This is a genomic window from Bremerella sp. P1, from assembly GCF_028748185.1.
Taxonomy (GTDB): Bacteria; Planctomycetota; Planctomycetia; order Pirellulales; family Pirellulaceae; genus Bremerella.
Window position 1 is genome coordinate 3,661,072 of the sequence record NZ_CP118164.1, and the last position, 24,372, is coordinate 3,685,443.

A 24,372-nucleotide genomic window follows, 5' to 3' on the forward strand; every position below is an offset into this window, starting at 1 on the left:
TCGTCACCCTTTCACCATCTCGGCGTCCACGTTGACACGGACTTTGCCGGTGAGAAGTTGCTGCATCAGTCCTTTCTTTTGCTGTTTCAATGAGTCAAGGCGTCTTCCAAGTGCTGCGTTTTCTCTTTCGAATGAGTCAAACACATCAGCAATTCGCTTTTGTTCCACCAACGTCGGTGGCATCTCGATCTTTTCATTGAGAAACCACGGTAGATTGAAGGTCATCTTTTCGATGGTCACACCGTAAGCTGATAGTAGCAGCAGCCGATAGAACGAAAGTGTCTGCGAGACGTAGTTCAAGAAAGGCATGTGCAGCTTGTCGGGGTCTTTCGCAACGAAAGTCGAGTACGAGCCTGAAACGTGCTTTCCATGACACTCTGGCGGAGTGACAGTGATCGCTCCATGCACCGCCTGCATTCGAGCAATCACGAAATCACCAGTTTCAGTCTTCATCATTACTTTCGTCTTGATGTCATGACCAAGCTTGGTTTCCCGGTCGAACATGCCCCCCGAACGCCTGCGTATGCTCAACAGGTGGTACTCGGCGTTGTCGTCCCATTCCACCATCCGCTTCACTTCTTTGAGAAGATCGCCAAGCCGTACCTGCTTCCACGGCTTACCTTCAAACTCAGCAAACCGCACTTTGCCGGTGAGAAGCTGCTGCATGAGGGCTTGTTTGCGTTTCTGCTTGACGAGGATCAGCTTCTCGGTCAATTCAATTGCCCGATCCCACGTCGAAAGAATGGCGGCAATCTTCTGCTGTTCTGGAAGGGGAGGAACTGGAATTCGAGCCTTGACGAAATCTTTGAGATTAAGATTGTTTCGCCCATCGCCCGTTGAAACTGCCAGTGAATAGCTGATAAACGGATGGCTATTAAAGTACCAACAGAGATATTCAGGTAGAAGAATGGCCGGGTCAACTCTCGTGTTTAGCGTTGCGAATCCGAGGCATCCGTCGAGTTCTTGATCGACGATGGCAGACACACCCACATCACCAGTATGAACCGTGACAATATCCCCGGCTTGGAGTTTTCGTGTCGGATACTGGTCGGCAAAGTCGTCTCGAAGAAATATCAGGTCCGGCTTATTGATGCGGTTCTCTGAAATGTTCGAGTTGCGAATTAGAGGAGTACCGCTTTCCGAGTAGTTGGTTGTCATCGTTGTAACCAAGCCAATCGAAACCTTGGCGGCTTTCCCCAAGACCATTTCTCTCCAGTCGGCTGGAAGTGTATGCCTAATCATGGATCGATAGCCCCAACTCTTTCAGATACCCGTGCATCTGCTCTTCGACTTGGGCTAGTTCGGAATCAAGAGAATCGATTTCCTCCTGCACCGCCCGAATATCGATCTCTTCTTCTTCCTCAAACGTATCCACATAGCGGGGGATATTGAGGTTGAAGTCGTTCTCTTTGATCTCGTCGAAGTCGGCGACGTAGGCGTACTTGTCCACGTTTTCACGGGCCTTGTGCGTAGCCACGATCTTCTCAATATGCTCATCTGCCAGACGGTTTTGCGTCTTGGCATCGTCGTACTCACGACTCGCATCGATGAACAGCACGGTGTTGTCTGGTTTCCCCTTTTTGAAAACCAAGATCGCAGCGGGGATGCCCGTGCCGTAGAACAGGTTTGCAGGAAGGCCCACGACGGCATCAAGCAGATTCTCCTCGATCAGTTGTTTGCGAATCTTGCCCTCACTCGATCCACGGAACAGAACTCCGTGCGGGACAACCACGCCAACACGTCCACTGGTTTCTGTGATGGTCTCGATCATGTGAGAAATGAAGGCGAAGTCACCTTTGCTCTTGGGCGGCACACCACGATGAAAGCGGTCGTGATGGTCGGCCCCCGCTTCCTCCTGCCCCCATTTGTCCAGCGAGAACGGAGGATTGGCGACAACCACTTCAAACTTCATCAGCTTGTCGTCCGACAGCAACTTCGGATTGCGGATCGTGTCGCCCCATTCAATCCGAGCGTTGTCCATCCCATGCAGGAACATGTTCATCTTGGCGAGTGCCCAAGTCGCCCCAATGTTTTCCTGCCCCCACAACGAGAAGTCTCTCGTGCCCACTTGTTGACCGCACTTGATGAGTAGTGAACCGGAACCACAGGCCGGATCGCAGATGCGTTCTCCCGGTTGAGGATCGACCAGCCGAGCGATCAACTGCGAGACTTCGGGCGGCGTGTAGAACTCACCAGCTTTTTTACCGGCGTTGGCAGCGAACTTGCCGATGAGGTACTCGTAAGCGTTGCCGATGACATCCATGTTCCCGACCCGGCTGGGCCGCAGATCGAGACGGGGATCGCTGAAGTCTTCCAGTAAAGACTTTAGCCGGTTGTTCCGCTCTTTCGTTTGGCCGAGGCTGGCTTCCGAGTTGAAGTCGATGTTGCGGAAAACGCCTTCGAGCTTCTCCTTGTTCGAGTCTTCGATTTCATCAAGAGCGGTGTTGATGATCTCGCCGATGTTGGTCGCATTTCGCTGCTCGTACAGGGCGGTAAACGTGCAGTGAGCAGGCAGCACAAACCGCTCTCGCTTCAGCCGTCGCTGAATCCGCTCTTCATCGTCGCCGTATTCTTTCTTGAGCGTGTCATAGTGATCCTGCCAGACATCCGAGATGTACTTCACGAACAACATCACGAGGATGTAGTTCTTGTACTCCGAAGGATCGACCGCCCCTCGGAAGGTATCGCACGCCTTCCAGAGAATGCCGTTGATCTCTGACTGCGAGACCGTATCCGATTTGTTCCCGTTTCCGTTCGCCATCGATCTTCCTGTTCAGTGACGCAGCCGATTGCTTGACCATTTAGTACCACTACTCTACAGTAAAGCTTTCGGTTCGGCAATCGACTGGCGAGGCAACTGCGATGCGGTTCGGCGAACGAGTCCGTGAACTCAGAAAGAAACGGGGACTCACTCAGCAAAAACTGGCTGAGCGTCTCGATGTCAGCCTTTCGTACATCTCGAAAGTCGAGAACGAACGACTTAACGTCGGCGACTACCCGAGTGAGAAGTTCGTGAATCGATTGGCCGAGGCACTTGATGCGGACGAAGATGAACTGTTGCTGTTAACTGACCGAGTACCGGAGGCCATTCGGCGAAGGATTCAGGAACAGCCGGATGTATTTCGCAGACTAGCTGCGATGAGTGATGCCGAACTGAAGTCTCTCATCAACGGTGGCTAGGCAAGCACGGAAGATAAGAACCTAACGGAGTAGCACAGATGGCGTGATAGGCAACTGGGGCAACGCATGGCTAAGAGCAGAGACTACTCCGACATTCAGCCACACATCCAGTTCTTGGCCGATCATGCGGTTCTTGTTCAAGCTTGGAAAAAAACGCACGCCTATATCCGCTCACACAACTGGTACGCCGACTCACTTGAACTGGATGTTTCCGCAATTCGATTGCGAGAACTGATCGAAGAGTGGTCGTCGGAACTCAATCCCCAGACCATCGACGAGTTTGCTCCCGAACCAATGCGGTTGGTGACTGCGCCGAAGGCTGCGCCGTGGAGTACCAGTGATGGCTGGAATCCAGAAAACTCTGATGATCTTCGGTTGCGGCCACTAGCGCACATCGCCATTCAGGATCAGACGTATGCAATGGCAGTCCTGATTTGCCTCGCCGATCTCGTGGAGACTGAGCAAGGAGACCCCCGCCTACCCCTAAATGTAGAAAACCAGAAGAGTGTCGTGAGTTATGGCCATCGGCTCGTAGCTCGATGGGATGACGACTCCGCACACTTTCAATGGGGCAATGCAAAGCTCTATCGGCAATACTTCGAGGACTACCAGCAGTTCGTGCGTCGTCCAGAGCGCATTCGCCAAGAGCTATTCGAAGACTCGGACAAATGGGCCATTGTCCAAATTGACTTGTCACGATTCTATGACCTGATTCCTCGTGACGGTCTCCTAGGAAAACTCAAAGCCCTATGTGACCTAGCAAGACCTTCACACCAAATTGCACACAAACGATTCTTTGAGACCGTCACGCAACTCTTCGACTGGAGTTGGCATGATAACGATGCAGGTCGTGCGAAAGAAATCTGCGGCAACGATGAGGGGGTAGGGCTTCCTCAAGGGTTGGCGGCCAGCGGCTTTTTCGCCAACGCTTACCTCTTGGATTTCGATTCATACATGGTGAGTCTGTTTGGCAAGCGATTGAAGAAACGCAATTGGCGAGTAATGGACTATTGCCGTTACGTCGATGACATGCGTTTTGTGGTTCGTTTCGATGACGAAACTCCCGAGGCTTTTCGAGACGAATTCGAAGCGATGATCGAGCGTCAACTGAAGAGACATGCGCCGGGACTGCTGCTCAACAAAAAGAAGACGCAGATCATGTACGGTGACTCGCACTCGTCCAACGTGCCGGTCGCCGAAGCAATGCAATCAGTGAATACGAATGTTTCAGGGCCGTTGGATGTCGAGACCGCCAGACACGCATTGGAAATGCTGGACGGACTGCTCGCTGTATCTAACAGCCGCAAGAACCAGCCAGCCCCTGAAGGTACTGGCCATGATGAATTGCTCAAACGGGTGTTAGCTGTGGAGCCAGATGTCAGGAATGACACTCTGGAAAGATTTGTTGCTCACAGGTGGCGCAGAGTCTACCGGACGCTAAGGGTTATGGCTGAAGATGAAAACGTCACCGACTGTACAATGAATGTTGGTAGAAAAGTTCTCGATCAACGAGCAAGAACCTTCTCCGTCGAGCTACTTCGAAAATGGATTCTCGATCCCTCGAACGTTCGCATTCTCAGAGTTTCGCTTGATCTCTTTCCGGTTCCAGACCATTTGGAAATCGTCACCAGTCTATTGCAATCTCATTTGGACAAAGATGACGACAGAGACAAGTGCCGCCTCACAGCGCAATACGTCGCTTCCGAGATACTCCGGGCCGGTGCGACTGAGACGGGCTTTGTTCGTGACGACGACGAACTGCCAAGCGGAACTGACATTGGTGAGTATAGGGAGATGCTTACAAAGTTCGCACGAGGAATTCTTGACAATGCAGATGATTCGCCGTGGTACTTGCGTCAGCAAGCGCTGCTGTTCCTCGCAGTCATGCAGAAACCCGTCAAAGATTCTCATGAAACGACTAAAGAGAATCGCCACTACGGTTATCTCCACGATTTGCTAGGGGGCGGGTGGCCGAAAGTCACGGCCAAGCGAAGTGTTTCGGCTGACATTGCCGTGCCTTTGTGCCTTGTTGCTCATCGGATCAGCGGCGGCGCAAAATCGATTTCAACAGCATTGGCCAAATGGATTGAGCGCACTCCAAATAGTCGAGTTCAGAGTCAGTTGCGCTACATCGTTGAATTCGATGATCTCTACGCCGCAGCATTGTCTAAACTTCCAACCAACGAACGAACGTTCTGGAGAAACCTCGCTTCAGCCACAGGTTATTCCGTAATCTCATCTCGAACTGCATGGACTGCTTTAGAGAAGGACGAGACGGTTCACCGTCTCGTTGACATCATCACGAGCGATGTTAACCCTTTCCAGCAGGAGACGGCGGCGATTCGACTTCTTAGTGAACTGTCAATGAAATGGGGAGCGGCCAAGGATCGCAAGAATGCTGGCGAGGGAACACTTACACCTGCCCGTGTGCTGGTTATATGCACATCATGGCAGCGTCTTGCTGATCCCGGTGACAATCTTGCCGACGTAAAATTTGAAGTGCAGATTTCTCCTGAGCCGGAATTAGTTGATGAGCGGTTTGCGGTTCCCTCGTGGTGCCGTTCCCCAGACCGCTGGAAGTACGAAGTTGGGCAAGTTCTCCGGGCAGCGGTCATCGGAAAGACCGATTACACGCAACCATTTCTCTATCGGCCCGTGGTGCCGGGAGTCACCAAGTATCGAGGAGTATCCACTGGTTGGTTCAAGCGAAAGCATGGCCTCTTTAATGATCGTCAAGGGCTTGGGCATCGGCTGATGCCGGTATCGCCATGGCTTGCCGAACTACTTGGCAGATTGCTGGAGTGGCCCGGAAGCAGGCAGCGACGTGAATTGGTAAAGCTCCCATCCAACTACAGTCCAGCCGGACTGAGGCGTGCAGTGACAGATCGGCTGAGTGTCTTGGATGGCCTTTACTGCCGATTGAGCGGCCTCCCACTTTATCCATTTCCGGTGCCGAGTGTCACGGAGAACGGCAAGGCAGGGCATTTGAAAGTTGCGCTCGTTCAGACTGCCCTTCCAACCATGAAACAACTTGAATCCGCTACCGATCCTACCCTAAGTGATCCAGCGACACGGCGGAAACACCGCAGGCATCTGTCAGCAATGTTGCGATTGTTCATGAAGATGACGGAGGTTCGGGAAGGCTACAAAAATGAACGGGAGCCAATTGACATCGTTCTTCTCCCAGAGCTTTCAGTCCACCCTGAAGACATCTTCCTTCTTGAGCGATTCGCTGATTCACTCAAGTGCATGGTATTTTGCGGCCTTGTCTTCCACCCAAAGCCTGAGAACGAAGATGAGTTGATTAACTCTGGACTGTGGATTCTTCCAATCAAAACAAGCGATGGACGGTCAATTCGCTTCCTTGAACAAGGGAAGTACCACATGACCGCTAATGAGAAGAAAGTGGGGATCGCTCCATTTAGGCCATGTCAATGGCTGGTCGAGTACCGTAGCACCACCTCGAATCCTTTTCGACTTAGCTCAGCAATCTGCTACGACGCAACCGACCTGCGCCTCGCTGCCGATCTCAAGGAACACACGGATGCCTTTATCGTGTCCGCCTTGAACAAGGACATCGGAACGTTTGACGCCATGGTGACGGCTCTGCACTACCACATGTATCAACATGTGCTTCTCGTGAACTCAGCGGAATTCGGAGGCAGTACGGCGCAGGCTCCCTACAAAGACCATTTCCGAAAGGTAATTATGCACCACCATGGTGCAGATCAAGCAACCGTCAGCGTCTTTACAATCGACTTGAAACGGTTTCGATCTGGCTCCATTAAGGCCAAACCCGAGATCAAGTACCCGCCTGCTGGCTTAGGTCGATAAAGGTAAGAAGATGCTATGAAGATTCTTTTTCTCCACGGCTGGACCAGCATACCGGGCGGTCGAAAGCCGACCTACCTGAAAAACGCTGGCCACGAAGTCCTCAATCCTGCGCTCGATGATGACGGCTTTGATCTCGCCGTCCGCACAGCGCAATCCGAGTACGACCAACACAAACCGGATGTCGTTGTCGGCTCGTCCCGAGGTGGAGCGGTGGCCATCAACATCAATTCGGGAAAAACCCCATTGGTCCTGCTTTGCCCAGCTTGGAGAAACTGGGGCACGGCCAAGAGTGTCAAGCCGAACACTACCATCCTCCACTCACGCCAAGACGACGTGATCCCCTTTGCTGACTCTGAGGAACTCGTCGCCAACAGCGGCTTGCCACCTGAGACGCTTATCGAAGTGGGCAACGATCACCGTCTCGCCGATGCTGAGCCACTGAATGCAATGCTGGAAGCGTGCTTGCGACTGACGGGAAAGTGCCGATGACTGATGCCAGCGGCACGAACGATCCGCCACAAGGAGTAAATCGCCGCCGTCTGGTGCTGCGACTAGCTTGCCTGCCTGTGTTCATCGCTCTGCTAATGTTCCTGCCTGCTGGCACATGGGCTTGGACAAAGGGGTGGCTTTTCGTCGCCGTTGTGTTGGGCATCGTTTCGGCAGTCTTTGTTGTTCTCCATCGGGTGAATCCAGAAGTCATTGTCGCCAGAAGCAGCTTTCACGAAGGAACGAAGGGCTGGGACAAGATTCTGCTCAGCGTTTACTTTCCAGCGATGGCAGCCGTCCTTCTCGTGGCGGCATTGGATGATGGCCGATTCCACTGGTTCCCTGTTGAGTGGTGGGTATGCGGGGTAGGCTACGCTTTGCTGATTGTCGGAATTGGAATCGTCACTTGGGCCGAAGCAGTGAACAAGTTCTTTGAAGTGACGGTGAGGATTCAAACGGATCGGGGGCATGAAGTGATCGATACTGGCCCCTATGCCATCATTCGTCATCCCGGCTACGTCGGCGGGATTCTCCATGCAATTGGTATCGCACTATCGTTGGGTTCTCTGTGGGCACTGATTCCTGCGGGTATCGCCTCCTTAGTGCTGATCGTGCGGACCCAGTGGGAGGACCAAACGTTGCAGGACGAATTGAACGGATACAAGGAGTACACTCAGAGAGTCCGGTACAAGCTAGTTCCGGGCCTTTGGTGACAAGAATGAGCGTTGTTGATCGATGGCCCACAAGAAACCCAGCCTGCCCGAGAAGACCTGCGTGACATGCGGAAGACCGTTCAAGTGGCGGAAGAAGTGGGCCAAGGTCTGGGACGACGTGAAGTATTGCAGCGAGTCGTGCCGGAAGAAGCGTGATAAGCAGGCGACGAAATCATGAAACTAATTGTCGCCATTTTCTGTTCACTGTTCCTGCTGGCCGTCGCCGCCTTCTGCTTGTTCGGATTCTTGGCGACATTCGAGCCGACTGACAAGACAACTCAGTTCATGGCGTTTCGGGTTGGGTACGCTTTGGTCGGCGTCGGCAGCTTGCTTGGAATTGCCGTCTTGATCTCTAAATCGCTGCGCAAGTAGCCAAGGCTTTCACTCGGTGTCGAGTGACTCAACAAGTCCCTTGAATACTTCCTTGGGATAGCCGTATTTCCGACCATCAGGGCCGACAAGTGCTGACATCGGTGTTTCATTCAGGCGATACCCAATCTCGCTAGGGGCCATGTCGTCTTCCAGCATGCATTTGGCCGCATGGATGTGATCGTTCATTGATCCCGTCACCGAACGATTCAATGCCTTGGCGAAAGAGACCGTCTCGCTCGATGGGGCAATGAACTTCCGGTAGATGAACTGCTGCCCGTCGTCTGCCGTGAATTCCCGAATCGTGTCCAGCGCTCGGTCGATGAAGATGCCGTCGTTGGTGATTCCTGCTCCATACATCACGCACGAATACAACGATGCTGTGTTCGTCAGGATGATGTACTGCGTTCGATCAGCGGTGAAAAGATGGCATGACCAGTCCGCATACGGGTTCTCATCCAGCGGCATCTCGGTCAGTTTGCCAGCCTTGATCTTCGTGTTGAGCTTTTGTGAAAGTCGCAGGATCATCGGCCCCAATTCCAGAATGTGATGGACAATTGAAGCACCGTGGCAATCGACACCCAAGAAAAGTACGGCAGTTGTGCAACAGCGACCCACTTGTAGTGTCGCCAGATCGCCACCGCCATCCAGATGATCGTGACCCAAACGATCACGATGTCGAGTGCCGCCAGCGGCAGGTTTCGCAGCCCAAACTGGATCGGTGTGAAAATCAGGTTGGCCACGAGGTTGATGCCAAATGGCAGGGCGACCATCCAAGGCACTTTCTTCCTGATGGCCTGCACGAACACGAAGCCGAAGGTGACGAGAATGATGGGGTAGATGATCTGCCACATCAGCCCGATGGTGGACGGCTCCGGTGTCCACGACGGCTTCTCAAGGCTGTTGTACCATTCCTTCCAAGTCATCCCTCTGCCTCCTCCATGATTTGAAGCGTGTTGATCGCAGTCACCCTGACGAGGCGGTCTTCCATGCCTGAGATTAACGCACGGACGGCTGGCATTGCACGTTTGGCGTCTGAATAGCGCTCTTGGAGAAGCACGAGGACTGTCAACTTCAAGTCGATGTCCCGTTGCTGAAGCGCCCAGATCAGCCCGTCGATAACAACATCGCCGAAGTCCTTGAGGTTGGCGAAAGCTTCATCCTCTTGGGCCATGAAGGACGGCGACACTCGCTTCATCTTCAAGGCGGCGGCCACTGCGTCGAAGGCCGTGGACTACCTGCTGAGCCACGTCCGCCAGCTGGAAGAGCAACCAGCTTGCGACCAAGTAGGCACCTGCTAGTCATTCAGTCGAGCAGGACGCTCGCCGGTGAACAACGCCGATCTGTGGTCTTCCCGCACATTTCAGCCTTGTGCTGTTTCGCTGGAGACCCAGCATCTCGCAAGTCATCGGCAGTCCTGCTCGGCCATTTCTTGGCCCCATTGACGGGCGAGGCTACTGCCATTCGCAAACAGGCACCTGCTAGTACCGCATCACCAATCCAACTTTCGTACAGGAGATCAATTCATGGCGAACCACAACGTCAACGACGTGAAGCCGACTTCATTGTCGAGGATGATCGGCCAAAAAGGAGTCGTCGAGCAAGTTCGTGTCGCCCTCGATGCTTGCCAGATGGACGGGCAGAAGTACCCAAGCTCGATGTTGGTTGGCCCCGCAGGTTGCGGCAAGACGCAGATGTGCCATGTCATTGCTGCTGAGATGGCGAGCGACGTTTACGAAGTCCTCGGCAGCACTCTTACGAATACGAGCGATCTCTTTGCTTTGCTCTTACAAGCAAAGGCCAAAGATATCGTTTACATCGACGAAGTCCATGCCGCCTCGAAGGACATTTTCGTGACGCTTCTATTGGCGCTCGATCAGCAGAAGATCGTTCTGTCAGGCAAGAATCGCTCGCCACAGAGTTTGCCGCTGGCCGACTTCACGCTTCTCATGTCCACGACTGAAGAATATGCGGTCCCAAGGCCGCTTTCAGATCGCTGCATGTTGCTTCGGTTTGGGTACTACAACAACGAGGAACTCACGACGTTGCTCCTAAACCGTGTGCGTGGCCTCGGCTGGGACATCCACGAGGAAACTCTCCCTCAAATCGCTCAACGATCTCGTGGCACGCCACGGCTCGGGTTGCGACTGCTCCAGAGTTGTTTTCGTTGTTGCCGCAGCGAAGGCGAGACCACGATCACGAAGAGGCACCTACTGAGAGCATGTGAGCTTGAACAACTCGACGAACTCGGGCTTGGTCCGACCGAACAGCAGTATCTCGACATCGTTGCCGAGGGGCCGACTCGTCTCAACGTGATCGCCAGTAGGATCGGTCTGCCGACACGGACTGTGAGCGAAGTGACCGAGAGTTTCCTAATTCGTGTCGGACTAATCGGCAAGGACGAGCAGGGGCGGCGTTGTCTGACCGAAGCAGGCCATCGCCACCTGTCTGAATCTCCTTGAGATGGTGTTTGATTGCCGTCTTATTTCGGCTAGGCACCTGCTACTTGGGTGTCAGCAAGTCATTGTCCAAATCTTGGAGAAGTGTTGAATGAACGAAGTTCAGAAAGCCGCCGTATCCGTCTCGGAGATGGCTCGAATCGTCGGGCTAAGCCGGGCACGTTTCTACCAATTGATGAGCGAGGGCGTGTTCCCCAAGCCGAAGTACGATGACTCGAACAGCCGTCCGTACTACGACGAAGACATGCAGGCTGAGTGCATCCAAGTGAAACGTCGGAACGTCGGTGTCAACGGAAAGGTGGTGATGTTCTACGGAAGTAGGCACCCGCTTTCAGGACAATCAAAACGGAGGCCGAGGCGAAAAACCACATCGAAACCGGCCAGCGAATACACAGACCTGATCGATTCGTTGTCGTGCCTCGGCCTATCGGCGACCGCCCAACAGGTAGAAGCCGCCGTCGCTGAATGCTTCCCTGACGGAATCCAAAAGTTGGATTCGGGCGAGGTGGTTCGGGCGGTGTTCCTTCATCTGAAGCGCAAAGAATCCGAGCGATAACGTCCTCCGATAATTGAGATTATCTTCCCCAATCTTGTCTGAAAGGTGTCAACAAAGTGTCTGATTCTCGTACAGAAGGCGGCAAAAACCCGAGTGATAATGTTTTCGACAACATCCCTGTCGGCAAAGACGAGGCCCGTCTGTTCGGGGAGTACCTCGGCTCTTCCGATCTCTCGGCCAACTCCCAGCGAGCCATCGTCAACGACCTGCGAAAATTCGCACGGTGGTTTGTGAACGCCAACCGGGAAACACTGACGTTCGCCCGAGTTACCACCAGAGACATCACCGACTTCCGAGACTCGCTTCGTGACCAAGGGCAAGCTGTCGCCACAGTGAACCGTGCCCTCGTCAGTGTCCGTCGTTACTGCCGTTGGCTGTGCGAAGTTGGGCACCTGCAAATGAATCCAGCGAAGGGCGTCAAAGAACTCAGGATGCAGGAGCTTGCTCCCAAGGGACTTGACCGAGCGCAGGTCCGGCGATTGTTTCGAGAAGTTGAACTTCGGAACGACGTGCGAGCGAATGCCGTCTTCAGTTTCATCATCTACACCGGCTGCCGAGTCGGTGATCTCGTGGACCTGACACTCGATGATCTCTTGTTGTCCGAGCGATCCGGCACGGCGGTCTTCCGTTCTGGCAAGGGGAACAAACAACGCTCGGTTCCGGTTCCACTGGCCGCACGGAAAGCACTCTCGGCCTATTTGGAAACACGGCCACCCATTGAAGGTGATGAAGTGTTCGTCGGCGAGCGTGGACCGCTCAGCGACAAGGGAGTGCGATGCCTGTGTGACAAGTACAGCGTCATCTGCGGTTTCAAGATTCACCCGCATCTGCTTCGTCACACGATGGCGCACAAGTTCCTTGAAGACAATCCCGGCGATCTGGTCTCGCTCGCACAAATCCTCGGTCACGAGAACCTCAACACCACGAAGCGGTACGTCGCCCGAACCGAGCAGGAGTTGGCCGACGCCGCTGAGCGGATGCAGTTCTGAGCGAGGCACCTGCTATCCGAGGGAACAATCACAACCCTTTCTCTCGGAGAACGCACATGACCAAGACCGCAATCGCCAACGGCCAAGTCGAGACCATACAGAAAGCCGCCGCTGATGCTAATGCCGTGCAAGATGCGTGCAACCTCGTGGCAGTGGTCGGCTGCTTCCACCGTCACCTGCTCGCTCTCCATCATGCCGATGTTTGCGGTGACGATCTCATCAACCATCCAGTTGTCATCGCCTTCGTGAGCAAGTTGAGCAGTTTGTGTCGGATGAACTTCGACCGTGAGATGGCCGCTTTCACCGCCATCGACAAGCTTCAGCGTGGAGAGGACGTCGAGTACGAAGTGATCCCGCTGTGACCAAAAAGGCAATTCCCACTTTGATCGCCGACAGGAGGCACCTGCTACGTCGCCAGACAAACAACATTCCAAATTTTGTACTGGAGACCGGCGATGTCGAAGACGATCACCGCAACCTGCACGCTGAACGGCCACGAACTCACCGACGTTCCCGTCGTCAATCCCGGCGACTGGTTCGGCAAGACGTGGCTGCTGGAAATCGGCGGCTCTTACACGCCGCTGTTCCTAATCGTCGAAGCGGACTCGGCCAGTGACGCCATCGACGAACTGGCCGACAGTGAGAAGTGGGGCCACAACATCGTGGTCGATGACGCCGATCTGGGCGACTACGACCCCGAAACTTGCCACTACGGGCCGTCTGGCCAAGTTCTCGATCTTGACCACCTGGCCATCCACGGGTGCGAGGGCTGCGACGTGCCATTCCCATGCCGATACCACGGCGAAGGTTTGCCACCCGAAGGCATCGATCCCACCGAGTTCTGCTGGGACGACTTCGACGCCGAGGAATAGGCACCTGCAACTCGGGCAGACATCAATCATCCCCAAGACGCAGGAGACTAAACATGGGTTGGACCTATCCCTACGGCGTGGACCGCAAGCAGTTGATCGCCCAGCGAGTGGAAGGTTGGGAGCGAGACACCGGCGACATGCTGGTGAAAAGCACATGCCTGAAGCACTGCTACCGTGGTGGTGTGTTCTCTGGCGTGCTGTGGAGCGTCTGGGAACGCACCTTCACGAAGAACGGCGAGGAAGCGCAGCCGTCCGAGCGATGGATTCAATGTGACCTGCTCCGCTGCGACCGTGGTGATTGGGGCTACAAGGACATGGAGGAGTCGATGGGTCCGTTCTACTTCAGTTGTCCACTCGGATACCTCGAACTCGTTCCCATCGACCGCTACGGGGGTAATGCCGAGTGGCGAGAACAAGTGGTCGAGCATCACCGCCGACGTGCTGAGAAGCGGAAGTGCCGAGCCATCATCGTCTGATCGTGACAGTGCTAGGCACCTGCTACTTCACCGTCAGCCAATCCAACTCGAACAATCGGAGATCACATGGTCGCAGAACGCAAACAGTTGTTCCCTCTTGGTCAGGTCGTCGCCACGCCGGACGCCATCGCCTCACTCGAAGAGGCAGGCGAGTCCGCCATGCCCTTCATCCTTCGTCATCAATCCGGTGACTGGGGCGAAGCACTTTGCGATGAGGACAAAGCACTGAACGACGAAGCTCTCAACGACGGGTCACGCATCCTCTCGGCGTACATCCTCAAGAACACCGGCCAGAAGGTCTGGATCATCACCGAGGCAGACAGGTCGAGTACATGCGTGCTGCTCCCAACCTGCTACTAGGTCAGGCACCTGCTAATCCAACATAGAAATCAATGATCGAGTTGTCTCCGTGCCGCCAGCCTCGTGGTTTTGTCTCCGACCCGAGGCTGGCCTTTTCTTCATCGGCGACAAGCCAAGTCGTGTTGAAGAACTAAAAACCAAACAATTCTCAACCATTTCTTCACATCGATGTCAGGCAGGCCGGGGTTGCAGATGACTTAACCCTGTTTCTTTTTTGTTGGTCCCCGCTCGTTTCGTTTTCCCCAATGGGCTGTGAATCAATATGGGAAAAGCGAGATTGAAAAATCACCGTCGCCTCGAAATCTGTTGGCGGCAGGGTCGTCCAAGTGTTGCTGTTGCAAAAGTTGTAATCGTGGCGTGAAAAGTCGGTGTGCTGGTGGCCTGTTCGTGGTTCAGAAGGAACGGGACTCCCCCCAAAAACCGCCGTCGATACGTTGAGCCATCGTGGGTGCGCAACGTGAACGTTGAGATCACGCTGCCAACATGTCGAAGCACCCAACAAATCGTGTCACATAGTCGGGATGAAGCCGCTCTGGACGGATTGGGATGACTTCCACGGGGCGAATCACGTCTTGGTCCGGTGTTCTAGTCAGTGATTCGGACCAACTGAGGAGTGATGGGGAAATGGGGTTTCCATAGAGGATGCTCCCCCCTCCTGTAAAGAAAGTCGCTTCTTCTGCTTCCAACTGCTTTTCACCAGCTTCGGCCAGTTTCACCATCAACTCAGCCGAAAAACGCCATTTGGCAGCCTTGCCTTTGACGAACGTGCCATCGTCGGCGTACCAACCGGGCCGGTAGCTTTCGTCTTCCCACTCAATCAGGCCCAGCGAAGACAGGTAGTTCCGAATCACGGCGAAGCGTTTGTGGTCCCAGCCTCGCTCAACATCACCAGCTTCGTACAAAGCCTTCCACAATTCAGCCCACCGCTTCGTTGGCATGGCACCATTGGCAGGCATGTTGTTCGTCAACCATTCACCCAGCATCAGGGCAATGGCCATGTCCCCAACCGTGACCACCGACCGGCCACTCGTCTTCAACGGATGAGCGGAGATCAGACTTGATGCCACCACCTGAAAACGACCGTCTTTCTTCAGCCCAGCAAGGGTTTCAGCGTCAAAGTGTTTGCCAGAAACCGACCCAGACGACGGATCGACCTGAATCAGTGAAGGCTTGGTCTCAGGTGTAGGCAGATGAAACAGGATGTCACCTGCTGCAATGCGAGTCGTGTTCTTTAATTCGTCGAACCGGGAGACGAGACCTCTTGGTACCTTGGCCAGCATCCCCGACTTGTAGCTCAGCACTTCAAACTTTCGCCATCCCCACTCCACCACTGGCATGGTTCCTTTGATCTCCACAAACTCTACGTCAAAATCGGCAGCCAGATCATTGAGCCACGGAGTCAGTACTTGCAAAAGGGCTTTGTTCACATGCTCCGTGTCGTGGTCCTCTTTTTCGAGCAGAAAATAGCCGTGGCCTCCCCTGCCATTCGTCGATGGCTCGGAGTAGAGGTTGGGAAAGTAGTTGTCACGGAGGAATTGAAGATACTGACGTGCGCCCTCGGGCGAGCCTTTCTTCTTGCAGTCCACGTCGATGTTTGTGAGTGTCAGTAGTTTCTTGGACTCGCCAGCCCCGGCGAAATACATCTGTCGTAGGGCGTGACAGTGGGGAGTGACATTGTTCCAGCCCCAGCGGAACGGAAGAAAGGATGGCTCTCCACGCTCCAGAACGGCGAAGTGCTTCAGCACACGTTCATTCTTGTTGCAATGCTTTGGGCGAGGCTCACCGGCGAAGTGTTCTCCAAGATCAATCTCGGACACATGCCGCTTGAACCACGCCAACGGTGAGGTAGTCCGCTCGTTCGTCGGCGTTGCATTTCTTTCAGCGATCCTTCGGCGGAACTCGTCCGCATGTTCTCTTTCAACAACCATCGTATCGTTCAACAAATAAAGAACGCCTCAGCAGGTTTTCAGTTGGGAAACGGAAAAGCACCGGGCCGAGGCGTCCAGTTGTGTTGATAGATGTCTTCGGTGCTTTCTTGGCGTCCGTTCCCCGCACCTTTATGTAGTGTGGATGATCTCAAAAATTCAGGAATAGGTCAAAAATCTGTTCTGCCACCTTGATAGACAACTTTGAAGCTCAAAGTTGGGAGATCGCAACTGAAAAATGTCATACTTTTTGGCCCGAAAGGTCAAAACACAACGGGCCACTCGTAGATTTTAGCCATTCTTTAATTTATCGCAGAACACTCGAACTCGCTGATGAAAGTCATGGTACCGTGCGATCAACGTCACAGTTGGCCAATTGATCGAAGCAAAGTCTGATGCCCCAGCAATCTTCACCTACTGAACTATGGGCTGGCTCTGTCTGAGAAACCGGTATTTCAGACGGCTGCATTTTTTCGATTACAAAAGTTGGAACCTAAGACCAAGCACATTGTCTTGTGTCCGTCTCTTCTGCATCCAGAATCAGCATTGCCAAGGTCTCATCAGGACCAAAACCATTTGCGACATCCATCTTCAATGGTAGTTTTTCCGCACAGTACAGTCGTTGGACTCGGGCTATGAGGTCTGACTTGTTGCCTTATTGTTGTAAGCACCCACTTCGTGCGTGGTCGGGGTCACTCGACGCAGGCCCCCCAAACAATCACATTCCACGAACTGGGAGGGTAAGAGCCGGGAACGAGTTCGTTGGTCTTTATCATCGGAGTAAAGTGAAGTCCTGTTTTCAACACACCAAGAACATGAATAGTCTCCCCGTTGTATGACTGTACCCACACATGACCCCGATCACCCGGGGCGTCCCGGACCAAAGTTGGCTCCCCGAACCCGTCAACCCAATCTTGGTAGCTGCATCCAAAGTCAATGTCATAGTACTTCCGGGTCACACCATCGTCGATTCCGAAGTTTACCTTAGTGCCATGCTGTATTGTGCGTGGATCAGTGTATTGTTTTTTTATCGAACCACCCATTTGCTCAAATTGAGCCATGAATGTGTCTGCTTTGGGGAGTGGTAATCGCCGTGAAAAGGCTTCTATGGTTTCTTGTCCTCGTTCTCGCTTGTCCACAACCGAGCAGTTATCCAACATGATGATGTAGGCATCTTTGTCGGGAAAAGGATGTCGTCCGATGAACGTGCCAGATACTGTAAGCTGTGAATGGCTACTCGTTACATTTTTTAATGTATCCTCTTCCGTCTGGTCGAAGTGGCAAACTGCTGATACATCCTTGTACTCAGTGCTGAGTCCTATAGAAATCTTGCCCTTTATGCTCCCTCCATCCAAGTCTCTGGCCTTTCCTCTATTGGTCCAGAGTCCTGTGACGCTGATCTTCCGGCCCTGAAAATCTGATGAATCGATATTGGCGGGTAGGTTCTGGAAAAAATCTGCTGAGTTGGAAGAAATGCTGCTTTTTGAAGTGGCTTCGAAACCACTGCCAAAATGATCGTTGCGATTTTCGTTTGCTTCAGCTACGACATCGGAATTGCTCTCGATTGTCGCAGAAGGTCCGTCGGACGGCGGTATACTCAAAAGTCCGATAAAAAGGACCATGACTGTGGCAAACGCCACACCCACCAGCAACCGCCTCGGCGTGAATACTTGGACCCTCCCAGCAGTTTCTAGTTCGTCGATCTTCCGTTTAGACGGAAGCTTGGGGGGTGGCGAACTGGGACGTGATGCCACCTGATCCGAAGAAAATAAGTTCTTCACTTTCTCAGCAATTATGAAATCGCCATCGCCTCCCTTACGAACGAGATCATCAGAATTGAGTTTTCCTGCCAGCGCAAGCTCCCGAAGCTGGTGGCCAGAGATAGGGCCGCTCAACCTGTTTTCACGACGAATGAACCATTGTGCCATGTTACCTTGGCCTCCTATTGGCAAGTCTCGCCACCTGCTCTTCGGTCAAAGCCACATCATATACAGCTAATTCATCAATCACACCGGAAAATGCGTAGTAGGTGCTGCCAGTTGTGTATGTGCCCAATGTTATTGGACCATTTGTTGTGTCCAGTGTACGGGAGACATTTGCAACAACTTTCCCATCAAACCAGTACAGTACAGTAGTGCCATCGAAGGTCAGGCAATGATGATGCCACTCACGATCTACTACGGCGTCAGTGGAGTGCTGGCCACCCCATCCGTACATACACCATCTGCCCTTAACGTGGCAGATACCCCACGCTCTTTTGCCGAATTCATCCTTGCCACATGAGATGACATGTGAGTTTCTTGCTTCAGATTCACCGCCATTTTTGATCCATGCCGATAGTGTGCGTGGAGCCTTTCCCGCAGGAAGCTTACAAGGCACTTGAAGTAATCGCCTATCCTTGAACGCTGCTGCCCTTCCGTCGATACCGTCCACAAGAACGATCCCTTTGGCGGCAAGTTGACTTCGTGGCACATAGTTATCATCGAACGTCAACGAGAATACCGTGTCGGGCGTTACCGATCCGCCAACATTTGTGGGAATCTCTGGGGAGTTCACATTGGCTGTTTCGCTCGTCTTACTCGGATTTTTTTCAGGCGAGTCTGGTTGCTGTGGTTTGGGAGTGGTTGCTGCTGCTGCTGCGTCAACCCTCTCGTCCATTGCTTGCAATTCTCGTCTGAGCAAAGCATCTTGACGATCCAATGATTCTCGGGTCTGTTGAACAAGGTCTTCTCCGGTAATCTTATCTCGGAGGTCTTGAATGGCACCCGAGACCCTTGCCCAAGCGGTTGGCTCATCTCGAAACTGAGCCACGATTCCGAAGCCAATTATCATTAGCACCAACGTCCACAGTGCTACCCCCCCCCAGCCTTTCATATTGAGCGAACGTGAGGTTTTAGGGGTATTGCCATCAGGTAAAGGTGGCGGTGGATTGCTTCCAATGACGCTGGCTGGAATGGACTCCAAGTCACCATCTCGCCACACAAGGTCATCAGGCTCTATAACCCCAGTTTCTACCAATTTCTCAAGCTGTGAAGCTGAGAAAGGTCCATAGCCCTTTCCGTCATCAGCTAAAAACCATTCGTTTGTCATGAATCGGCTCTATCAACTTATTGATCGATGATTCTGTGTTTGGCTCTGATATGTGTAAAGTTCAATTTTGACGACCACCAATGATACTCAGATTGCTTCACAAGACCGATTCCTTCGGCGTACCAATTAACCCACTTTGCAACTACTGGCATTCTATCATCGCCTAAGATTTCTTTTTCAATCATGACACAGCGTCTTTCATTGTGGCGTACACAGCGTCGGTAATGGAAACGAGTTATCACCTCCTCACCAACCACATCGAGATTAATCCATTCCCACTGATCTCCGGGCAAGGCACCGATACGGATGATCGGGGAGGTGAAGCCTTCACCATGATATTGGAGCATAGTTTTTGGCTCACCTTTACTAAGTTGAATATTGAACGTCACGTCTGATTCACCAATCTGCGTGCGTTCCTTGTAACCTGTGATCGATGTCTGTTCCCATAATTGTGGTGTCAAGGAAGCTTTAAGCATATCAGGGTTAATGGAGCGGAAACGGAAAGTGCCAGCCTTGGCAAAATCTTCCGTGAGAGGGACTGCTGCTATATCTGGACTTTCTTCTACGTCCGCAAAGGGCAGGTTTTCATAGGCTGCATCGCCCAACTCTTCGAGTGTTCCGATTTCGCCAGATTCCGCTGAAGCTGAGGAAGACTTTGTTTTTGTAGCGATTGTTGACCCCGAACGAATTGTCGCAATCAACTCCCGTCCAACATCACTCGAAACCATAGGGCTAACGGGCGAGACATAGGAGTTCATTTTCTCGTAAACATCTTTAGCTTCAGCTTCACGACCATCTTCGGCGAGAAAGTCGAATGTCCTTCCATAGACACTGGATCGTTTCTCTGTGGGAATCCAATCCGATAATTCCTGTACGATGGAAAGGTAGAATGGGCCTGCCTCACTTCTATCTCCCTGATCCCATAGCGACTCCGCTTGTGCGATCTTGACAGCAGCAGCTTCACGTTGGAAAACTGAGGTTACTATGCTCATGACAAGCAGGGCAGCAACGGCACCTCCACCAATGAGTAGAGTTTTCCTTGAAAGTCTCTCAGTGCCGACGAGCTTGAAAATGAGCAAAATGAAACCGACCGGAGGAAAGATCAGACAAAACAAACCAATGACGAAAAGGTTCTGCCACCACCTTTGACCCTCCTTAAGCGACACACCTGTTTTTCGTGCCTCAGGTGGTTGAGTCGGAGTTGAAACTTTTGTTTCACACAGATGAGGAAACAGCCATTTTACGGTCCCTGCCCGACGCCAATCTTTCATGTCGGTATGCCAAACGAGATCGTCGGGGGAAAGCTGGCCAGTTGTGGCCAGTTCATTCAGTTGCGACGACGTGATTGGACCGTGCGTTTCGCCGTTTTGTGAATAGTGCCAAAGTTTCTCGCTCATGGCTTGGCATTATCCCCTGACTTTTCACGAACTGCAACATTCACTCCCCCTTCGTCTCCTCTGCATCGAGAATCATCATCGCCACGGACTCTTCCGGCCCAAGACCATGATCGGGTGAGTTCACCACAACCCGCACGGCCTTCTCCAGCCATTTGCGAAGGTCTTCGAGCTTCGGCTTTTCCCCGTGTAGTTCGATATACAGCGGAGCCACAAATCGATGGACCGGGCGATCTTGAAGACTCTCCATCATCGCATCGTGGTAAACCCAAGACGCCTCGGTGACGTTTGCGAAGATTCGGGCCTCGGATTCGTTGGCCGTCCAATCCGAGCCGTCCCAAAACACGGGATTCTTGTAGGCGTCTCCTTTGGCGACGATGAAGCGTGGGAACTTGTCACATCCTCGCTTGACGACGGTGATTGCTGGTATGTTCTCATTCATTGTCATCTCCCTCTGGATGCTCGGGCACAAACTTGCCTCCGTTCAAGACAGCAGAATTACGGATCACCAGCGGCACGTCGTACTTGAGTCGTCTCGGGTTGCGAATGGCCAGATTGACGATCCCTTGGCCTGTGACTCGCACTGTCATAAACAGAACAGGCACTTTCTTCGCCGTGGTTGGGCAGTCAATCACGCCGGTATCGAGCGACAGAACTTCACACTCGGCAACATCCAATTTCATTTGGAAACTCCTCTCGGTTGCAGTTTTTGGGCACAAAGCGCTTCCTCACTAGCAGGTGCCTACTTACCGAGGTGGACTGTTCCCACACCGATTACACGGAGCGAACTCACCTTCAATGGGAGCGTTACAGTTCCCGCACAGCCAATGGCCTTGGCCACAGTTCCAACAATGGAAATCCAGATCGACCATCTCAGCGTGGCAGTATGGGCAGTACCATCGCTCTGCTGGTCCATCTTCTGGCGATGCAAGAATTTCAGCGTCCGAGCGGAAGGGCCACGGGCACGAATGGTCAAACCACGGGTCGAGTCCGTTGGCCGTGAACTCCCGATACTCTTCGGTGTGACCAAACAGGAGTCGATGCCCGAGCCACTGAGCGGTGTTGAATAATACGGCGACGATGAAGGCGATGGAGGCCAAGAATCCGAGGCTGATGGCCCCGGTCACGACGGCGGGAATGCCGATGGGCAATGAGATTAAGAACCCCATGATCCAGAATCGGGCAATGACTTCGGCGGCGCTGCTGTTTCGCATGATGGCTCCAAACTTTGTGGTTCAAAATTTGGAGAGGTAGCAGGTGCCTAGAGAGCGAAAATTCGCAAAACAAAGTGGCCAAATAGTCTGGTTGGTGGTGGCCAAACCAGTGGCCAATTAGAAAAAGGCCGTTTTGTAAAGCCCTTGTATTTCTGGGGTTGTGGCGACCAAACTGCCAGCCCGCCGCCTCCACTTTCAACGCACCTTGTCGGTTTCGGCGGGGTGCGTTTTTCTTTTGGGTTACGTGAATGCCATAACGGGTGCGGTCGGCGAGTTCTTTTCGGTCGGCCTGAGATCAACATCATGACAAGGTGTCGCTCGCCCCGCTAATTGAACGAAACGGTCGATAAGCATGCTGACAACCACAGCGGGAGGTTTATTAAAGAAGCAAACCTCCTAGGGGATCAGACAACAAGCCGACAGGATCGTCATACCGCACTCAGGTTCAACTCCCCTAAAGTTTCTGGAAATGACGGCGTTCGCAGACTGTGATCTTCGACGGAAGAATCCAGCGTCATTCATTCCATCTGATCGTTTGACGACCCCAGCGCGAAGCGCGCCTGCATTCGGCGTATCGGCAGGCGATCAGACAGTGTTCTCCCTCTTTTTCCTCCAGCGAAGTACGGTATAAAGGTTGCCATGAGCTTCTTCAATATCGCCGGCATCCTCGTGGCCCTCGCAGCGGCCTTCGCGTTCATCAACCACAAACTGCTCAAGCTGCCGACGACGGTAGGCTTGATGCTGCTGGCCATGCTGCACGCGGTCGCCCTGCTACTGATTGATTGGATCGTACCGGAGGCGGGCGCGCTCACCGCGGCTGAGATGCTCGTCGGTTCGATCGACTTCGACCAGACGCTGATGGAGGGCATGCTCGGCTATTTGCTTTTTGCCGGGGCGTTGCATGTCGACCTAAACGACCTCAAGAAGCAGTCTGCGGCCATCGCTCTACTCGCGACCGTCGGCGTCCTTGCGACGACGTTCATCGTCGGGGGGCTCACCTATGTCATCACCGGCTGGCTTGGCATCGAAGTCCGCTTCATCTACTGCCTGATCTTCGGGGCGATTGTCGCGCCAACCGACCCGATCGCGGTCTTGGGTATCGTCAAGAGCCTCGGCGCGCCCAAGCCGCTGGAGACCAAGATCGCGGGCGAGTCGCTGTTTAACGATGGCGTGGGCGTGGTGGTGTTTATTGCGCTGCTGGGGATCGCGGGGTTGGGCCAGCATGGGGAATCGCATGAAGACGTAGAGAAGAAGCATGAGTCCAACCACGTCGTTGAACAGAGCGAGGAAGATTTAGGGAAACGACCCGACGCGGATAGCGATCCACCAGCCGTCACGCCTGAGGCAGCAAAGGATGCGGAACAACACGAAAGCGAACATTCGCTCGATGATCAAAAACACATTGAGAAGGCGGAGACGACAGCAATGGATGTCGCCAAGCTCTTCGCGCTCGAAGCCGGCGGCGGGCTTGCACTGGGCTTCGTGCTGGGGATGATCGCGTTCTTCCTGTTGCGAAGCATTGATCACTACGCGACGGAGATTTTGCTTTCGCTGGCCGTGGTGACCGGCGGGTATGCCTTGGCGATGGCGATGCACGTGTCCGGGCCATTGGCGATGGTGGTCGCTGGGCTGATCCTGGGTAACCATGGCCGAACGTTTGCGATGTCCGACAAGACGCGCGAGCACCTCGATACGTTCTGGGAATTGGTGGACGAACTGCTGAACGCGGTTCTGTTTGTGCTGATCGGGCTGGAGGTCTTGGTGCTCTCGTTCACGGTGCCGTATCTGTTGGCCGGGGCCCTGGCGATCCCCGCGGCGCTGCTGGCGAGGTTCCTGTCAGTTGGCACGGTGATAACTGCCTTGAAGAAGATGACCGGCCGAGAATTCACGCCGCACGCGATCAAGGTCATGACTTGGGGCGGCCTGCGCGGCGGGATCAGTGTTGCACTCGCGTTATCGCTCAAGGAAGAGATCCACGCCATGCAATCGCAGTACGACAACGTCGGCGAACTCGTCCTGACGATGACCTACGTTGTCGTCGCCTTCTCGATCCTCGTCGGCGGGCTGACCATGGGGCCGATGCTGCGCCAGTTGGGTCTCGCAGGGCAAGGCAAAGCAGACGCCCACTAGCTACTGATGGCGATCTAGTCAAAGCTGAAGCAGGAGGTTGTGGCCACCTCCGTACGAGCACCACCAAATTGACAACAACCCAGCCCTCGCCACCGAAGCCTACTTCGACTATGCCGTTCGTGCACAATAAGGACGAGTCCTGGGTGAGATGACGAATAAGATAAACCTCGTTAGGGATCATGTCGTGGTTGGTTTCTAATTACCGTCGAGAGCTTTCCGATGGGCCCTATAAATGGTCCGATAAGGAGACGTTTCGGCAAGATTCTTTCGTCGCAAGGTGGCTTTCTACATGGAGTTGCGGTCACGTCATGGCCTCGCAGCGTTT

At 53.5% G+C, this 24,372-nt stretch carries 26 protein-coding genes; 14 read left to right on the forward strand and 12 right to left on the reverse strand.

Annotation, left to right across the window (positions count from 1 at the left end; translation table 11 throughout):
• Positions 1 to 3 precede the first annotated feature (3 nt).
• Both PSR63_RS15340 and PSR63_RS15345 read right to left on the reverse strand, forming a co-directional pair.
• Positions 4 to 1,242, reverse strand: a complete 1,239-nt coding sequence (locus PSR63_RS15340) for a restriction endonuclease subunit S (RefSeq protein ID WP_274326551.1) — start codon at positions 1,240 to 1,242, stop codon at positions 4 to 6.
• Positions 1,235 to 2,761 (reverse strand): type I restriction-modification system subunit M, encoded by a 1,527-nt coding sequence (locus tag PSR63_RS15345; RefSeq protein WP_274326552.1) that lies wholly within the window; start codon positions 2,759 to 2,761, stop codon positions 1,235 to 1,237. Before PSR63_RS15345 ends, PSR63_RS15340 begins: the two co-directional genes overlap by 8 nt.
• Before the next feature lie 101 nt (positions 2,762 to 2,862).
• On the opposite strand from PSR63_RS15345, the gene PSR63_RS15350 reads away from it, so the two are divergent.
• The 6 genes from PSR63_RS15350 to PSR63_RS15375 all read left to right on the forward strand — a co-directional run bounded on the left by PSR63_RS15350 (position 2,863) and on the right by PSR63_RS15375 (position 8,585).
• Positions 2,863 to 3,180, forward strand: coding sequence for a helix-turn-helix domain-containing protein (locus tag PSR63_RS15350; RefSeq protein WP_274326553.1), 318 nt, complete (start codon positions 2,863 to 2,865; stop codon positions 3,178 to 3,180).
• 66 nt (positions 3,181 to 3,246) lie between these two features.
• Complete coding sequence (locus PSR63_RS15355; RefSeq protein ID WP_274326554.1) at positions 3,247 to 7,014, forward strand: RNA-directed DNA polymerase; 3,768 nt, start codon at positions 3,247 to 3,249, stop codon at positions 7,012 to 7,014.
• 15 nt (positions 7,015 to 7,029) lie between these two features.
• On the forward strand, positions 7,030 to 7,503 hold the full coding sequence (locus tag PSR63_RS15360) for an alpha/beta hydrolase (RefSeq protein ID WP_274326555.1): 474 nt from the start codon (positions 7,030 to 7,032) through the stop codon (positions 7,501 to 7,503).
• On the forward strand, positions 7,500 to 8,213 hold the full coding sequence (locus tag PSR63_RS15365) for a methyltransferase family protein (protein ID WP_274326556.1): 714 nt from the start codon (positions 7,500 to 7,502) through the stop codon (positions 8,211 to 8,213). The genes PSR63_RS15360 and PSR63_RS15365 overlap by 4 nt, the downstream gene beginning before the upstream one ends.
• Before the next feature lie 22 nt (positions 8,214 to 8,235).
• Entirely contained in the window at positions 8,236 to 8,391 is a 156-nt protein-coding gene (locus PSR63_RS15370; protein ID WP_443111044.1) for a DUF2256 domain-containing protein, read from the forward strand.
• Positions 8,388 to 8,585: a hypothetical protein gene (locus PSR63_RS15375; RefSeq protein WP_274326558.1), complete on the forward strand. Its 198-nt coding sequence runs from the start codon at positions 8,388 to 8,390 to the stop codon at positions 8,583 to 8,585. Before PSR63_RS15370 ends, PSR63_RS15375 begins: the two co-directional genes overlap by 4 nt.
• A 9-nt stretch (positions 8,586 to 8,594) precedes the next feature.
• On the opposite strand, the gene PSR63_RS15380 is transcribed toward PSR63_RS15375, so the two are convergent.
• Genes PSR63_RS15380 through PSR63_RS15390 form a run of 3 tightly spaced genes read right to left on the reverse strand, consistent with a single transcriptional unit; the run spans position 8,595 to position 9,771 of the window.
• Positions 8,595 to 9,110, reverse strand: a complete 516-nt coding sequence (locus PSR63_RS15380; RefSeq protein WP_274326559.1) for a DUF6933 domain-containing protein — start codon at positions 9,108 to 9,110, stop codon at positions 8,595 to 8,597.
• Complete coding sequence (locus PSR63_RS15385; RefSeq protein WP_274326560.1) at positions 9,107 to 9,508, reverse strand: TspO/MBR family protein; 402 nt, start codon at positions 9,506 to 9,508, stop codon at positions 9,107 to 9,109. Before PSR63_RS15385 ends, PSR63_RS15380 begins: the two co-directional genes overlap by 4 nt.
• The gene (locus PSR63_RS15390) at positions 9,505 to 9,771 is read right to left on the reverse strand and encodes a hypothetical protein (protein WP_274326561.1); all 267 of its coding nucleotides are present in this window, start codon (positions 9,769 to 9,771) and stop codon (positions 9,505 to 9,507) included. Before PSR63_RS15390 ends, PSR63_RS15385 begins: the two co-directional genes overlap by 4 nt.
• 337 nt (positions 9,772 to 10,108) lie before the next feature.
• Here PSR63_RS15390 and PSR63_RS15395 point away from each other — a divergent pair, with 337 nt between their 5' ends.
• The 7 genes from PSR63_RS15395 (at position 10,109) to PSR63_RS15425 (ending at position 14,294) form a co-directional block, all read left to right on the forward strand.
• Positions 10,109 to 11,044, forward strand: coding sequence for a Holliday junction DNA helicase RuvB C-terminal domain-containing protein (locus tag PSR63_RS15395; protein WP_274326562.1), 936 nt, complete (start codon positions 10,109 to 10,111; stop codon positions 11,042 to 11,044).
• A gap of 88 nt (positions 11,045 to 11,132) precedes the next feature.
• Positions 11,133 to 11,597 carry a helix-turn-helix transcriptional regulator gene (locus PSR63_RS15400; protein WP_274326563.1) on the forward strand — a complete coding sequence of 155 codons (465 nt, stop codon included), beginning with the start codon at positions 11,133 to 11,135 and terminating at the stop codon, positions 11,595 to 11,597.
• A 56-nt stretch (positions 11,598 to 11,653) separates the two neighbouring features.
• A complete protein-coding gene (locus tag PSR63_RS15405; RefSeq protein WP_274326564.1) occupies positions 11,654 to 12,586 on the forward strand; it encodes a tyrosine-type recombinase/integrase in 933 nt (310 codons plus the stop codon).
• A 56-nt stretch (positions 12,587 to 12,642) separates the two neighbouring features.
• Positions 12,643 to 12,948: a hypothetical protein gene (locus tag PSR63_RS15410; RefSeq protein WP_274326565.1), complete on the forward strand. Its 306-nt coding sequence runs from the start codon at positions 12,643 to 12,645 to the stop codon at positions 12,946 to 12,948.
• A 93-nt stretch (positions 12,949 to 13,041) separates the two neighbouring features.
• Positions 13,042 to 13,458: a hypothetical protein gene (locus tag PSR63_RS15415; protein ID WP_274326566.1), complete on the forward strand. Its 417-nt coding sequence runs from the start codon at positions 13,042 to 13,044 to the stop codon at positions 13,456 to 13,458.
• Between the two features lie 53 nt (positions 13,459 to 13,511).
• The gene (locus tag PSR63_RS15420; protein WP_274326567.1) at positions 13,512 to 13,934 is read left to right on the forward strand and encodes a hypothetical protein; all 423 of its coding nucleotides are present in this window, start codon (positions 13,512 to 13,514) and stop codon (positions 13,932 to 13,934) included.
• 66 nt (positions 13,935 to 14,000) lie between these two features.
• A complete protein-coding gene (locus tag PSR63_RS15425; protein WP_274326568.1) occupies positions 14,001 to 14,294 on the forward strand; it encodes a hypothetical protein in 294 nt (97 codons plus the stop codon).
• Positions 14,295 to 14,764: 470 nt separating this feature from the next.
• Here PSR63_RS15425 and PSR63_RS15430 read toward each other — a convergent pair whose 3' ends face one another.
• The 7 genes from PSR63_RS15430 to PSR63_RS15460 all read right to left on the reverse strand — a co-directional run bounded on the left by PSR63_RS15430 (position 14,765) and on the right by PSR63_RS15460 (position 21,917).
• A complete protein-coding gene (locus tag PSR63_RS15430) occupies positions 14,765 to 16,039 on the reverse strand; it encodes a hypothetical protein (RefSeq protein WP_274326569.1) in 1,275 nt (424 codons plus the stop codon).
• A gap of 872 nt (positions 16,040 to 16,911) precedes the next feature.
• Positions 16,912 to 18,147 (reverse strand): DUF4339 domain-containing protein, encoded by a 1,236-nt coding sequence (locus tag PSR63_RS15435; protein ID WP_274326570.1) that lies wholly within the window; start codon positions 18,145 to 18,147, stop codon positions 16,912 to 16,914.
• A 1-nt stretch (position 18,148) separates the two neighbouring features.
• A complete protein-coding gene (locus tag PSR63_RS15440) occupies positions 18,149 to 19,309 on the reverse strand; it encodes a LamG-like jellyroll fold domain-containing protein (RefSeq protein WP_274326571.1) in 1,161 nt (386 codons plus the stop codon).
• Positions 19,310 to 19,326: 17 nt separating this feature from the next.
• Complete coding sequence (locus PSR63_RS15445) at positions 19,327 to 20,706, reverse strand: DUF4339 domain-containing protein (RefSeq protein ID WP_274326572.1); 1,380 nt, start codon at positions 20,704 to 20,706, stop codon at positions 19,327 to 19,329.
• A 40-nt stretch (positions 20,707 to 20,746) separates the two neighbouring features.
• Positions 20,747 to 21,145: a hypothetical protein gene (locus PSR63_RS15450; RefSeq protein ID WP_274326573.1), complete on the reverse strand. Its 399-nt coding sequence runs from the start codon at positions 21,143 to 21,145 to the stop codon at positions 20,747 to 20,749.
• Complete coding sequence (locus PSR63_RS15455) at positions 21,138 to 21,386, reverse strand: hypothetical protein (RefSeq protein WP_274326574.1); 249 nt, start codon at positions 21,384 to 21,386, stop codon at positions 21,138 to 21,140. The genes PSR63_RS15450 and PSR63_RS15455 overlap by 8 nt, the downstream gene beginning before the upstream one ends.
• 63 nt (positions 21,387 to 21,449) lie before the next feature.
• Entirely contained in the window at positions 21,450 to 21,917 is a 468-nt protein-coding gene (locus PSR63_RS15460; RefSeq protein ID WP_274326575.1) for a hypothetical protein, read from the reverse strand.
• Between the two features lie 639 nt (positions 21,918 to 22,556).
• Between PSR63_RS15460 and PSR63_RS15465 the strand changes: the two genes are divergently transcribed.
• The gene (locus PSR63_RS15465; protein WP_274326576.1) at positions 22,557 to 24,047 is read left to right on the forward strand and encodes a cation:proton antiporter; all 1,491 of its coding nucleotides are present in this window, start codon (positions 22,557 to 22,559) and stop codon (positions 24,045 to 24,047) included.
• Positions 24,048 to 24,372: the final 325 nt, after the last annotated feature.

Excerpts from the sequence above, each read along its gene's own strand:
- PSR63_RS15340 (WP_274326551.1), bottom strand. The coding sequence starts at position 1,242 with ATGATTAGGCATACACTTCCAGCCGACTGGAGAGAAATGGTCTTGGGG.
- PSR63_RS15345 (WP_274326552.1), bottom strand. The coding sequence starts at position 2,761 with ATGGCGAACGGAAACGGGAACAAATCGGATACGGTCTCGCAGTCAGAG.
- PSR63_RS15350 (WP_274326553.1), top strand. The coding sequence starts at position 2,863 with ATGCGGTTCGGCGAACGAGTCCGTGAACTCAGAAAGAAACGGGGACTC.
- PSR63_RS15355 (WP_274326554.1), top strand. The coding sequence starts at position 3,247 with ATGGCTAAGAGCAGAGACTACTCCGACATTCAGCCACACATCCAGTTC.
- PSR63_RS15360 (WP_274326555.1), top strand. The coding sequence starts at position 7,030 with ATGAAGATTCTTTTTCTCCACGGCTGGACCAGCATACCGGGCGGTCGA.
- PSR63_RS15365 (WP_274326556.1), top strand. The coding sequence starts at position 7,500 with ATGACTGATGCCAGCGGCACGAACGATCCGCCACAAGGAGTAAATCGC.
- PSR63_RS15370 (WP_443111044.1), top strand. The coding sequence starts at position 8,236 with ATGGCCCACAAGAAACCCAGCCTGCCCGAGAAGACCTGCGTGACATGC.
- PSR63_RS15375 (WP_274326558.1), top strand. The coding sequence starts at position 8,388 with ATGAAACTAATTGTCGCCATTTTCTGTTCACTGTTCCTGCTGGCCGTC.
- PSR63_RS15380 (WP_274326559.1), bottom strand. The coding sequence starts at position 9,110 with ATGATCCTGCGACTTTCACAAAAGCTCAACACGAAGATCAAGGCTGGC.
- PSR63_RS15385 (WP_274326560.1), bottom strand. The coding sequence starts at position 9,508 with ATGACTTGGAAGGAATGGTACAACAGCCTTGAGAAGCCGTCGTGGACA.
- PSR63_RS15395 (WP_274326562.1), top strand. The coding sequence starts at position 10,109 with ATGGCGAACCACAACGTCAACGACGTGAAGCCGACTTCATTGTCGAGG.
- PSR63_RS15400 (WP_274326563.1), top strand. The coding sequence starts at position 11,133 with ATGAACGAAGTTCAGAAAGCCGCCGTATCCGTCTCGGAGATGGCTCGA.
- PSR63_RS15410 (WP_274326565.1), top strand. The coding sequence starts at position 12,643 with ATGACCAAGACCGCAATCGCCAACGGCCAAGTCGAGACCATACAGAAA.
- PSR63_RS15415 (WP_274326566.1), top strand. The coding sequence starts at position 13,042 with ATGTCGAAGACGATCACCGCAACCTGCACGCTGAACGGCCACGAACTC.
- PSR63_RS15420 (WP_274326567.1), top strand. The coding sequence starts at position 13,512 with ATGGGTTGGACCTATCCCTACGGCGTGGACCGCAAGCAGTTGATCGCC.
- PSR63_RS15425 (WP_274326568.1), top strand. The coding sequence starts at position 14,001 with ATGGTCGCAGAACGCAAACAGTTGTTCCCTCTTGGTCAGGTCGTCGCC.
- PSR63_RS15435 (WP_274326570.1), bottom strand. The coding sequence starts at position 18,147 with ATGGCACAATGGTTCATTCGTCGTGAAAACAGGTTGAGCGGCCCTATC.
- PSR63_RS15440 (WP_274326571.1), bottom strand. The coding sequence starts at position 19,309 with ATGACAAACGAATGGTTTTTAGCTGATGACGGAAAGGGCTATGGACCT.
- PSR63_RS15445 (WP_274326572.1), bottom strand. The coding sequence starts at position 20,706 with ATGAGCGAGAAACTTTGGCACTATTCACAAAACGGCGAAACGCACGGT.
- PSR63_RS15450 (WP_274326573.1), bottom strand. The coding sequence starts at position 21,145 with ATGAATGAGAACATACCAGCAATCACCGTCGTCAAGCGAGGATGTGAC.
- PSR63_RS15455 (WP_274326574.1), bottom strand. The coding sequence starts at position 21,386 with ATGAAATTGGATGTTGCCGAGTGTGAAGTTCTGTCGCTCGATACCGGC.
- PSR63_RS15460 (WP_274326575.1), bottom strand. The coding sequence starts at position 21,917 with ATGCGAAACAGCAGCGCCGCCGAAGTCATTGCCCGATTCTGGATCATG.
- PSR63_RS15465 (WP_274326576.1), top strand. The coding sequence starts at position 22,557 with ATGAGCTTCTTCAATATCGCCGGCATCCTCGTGGCCCTCGCAGCGGCC.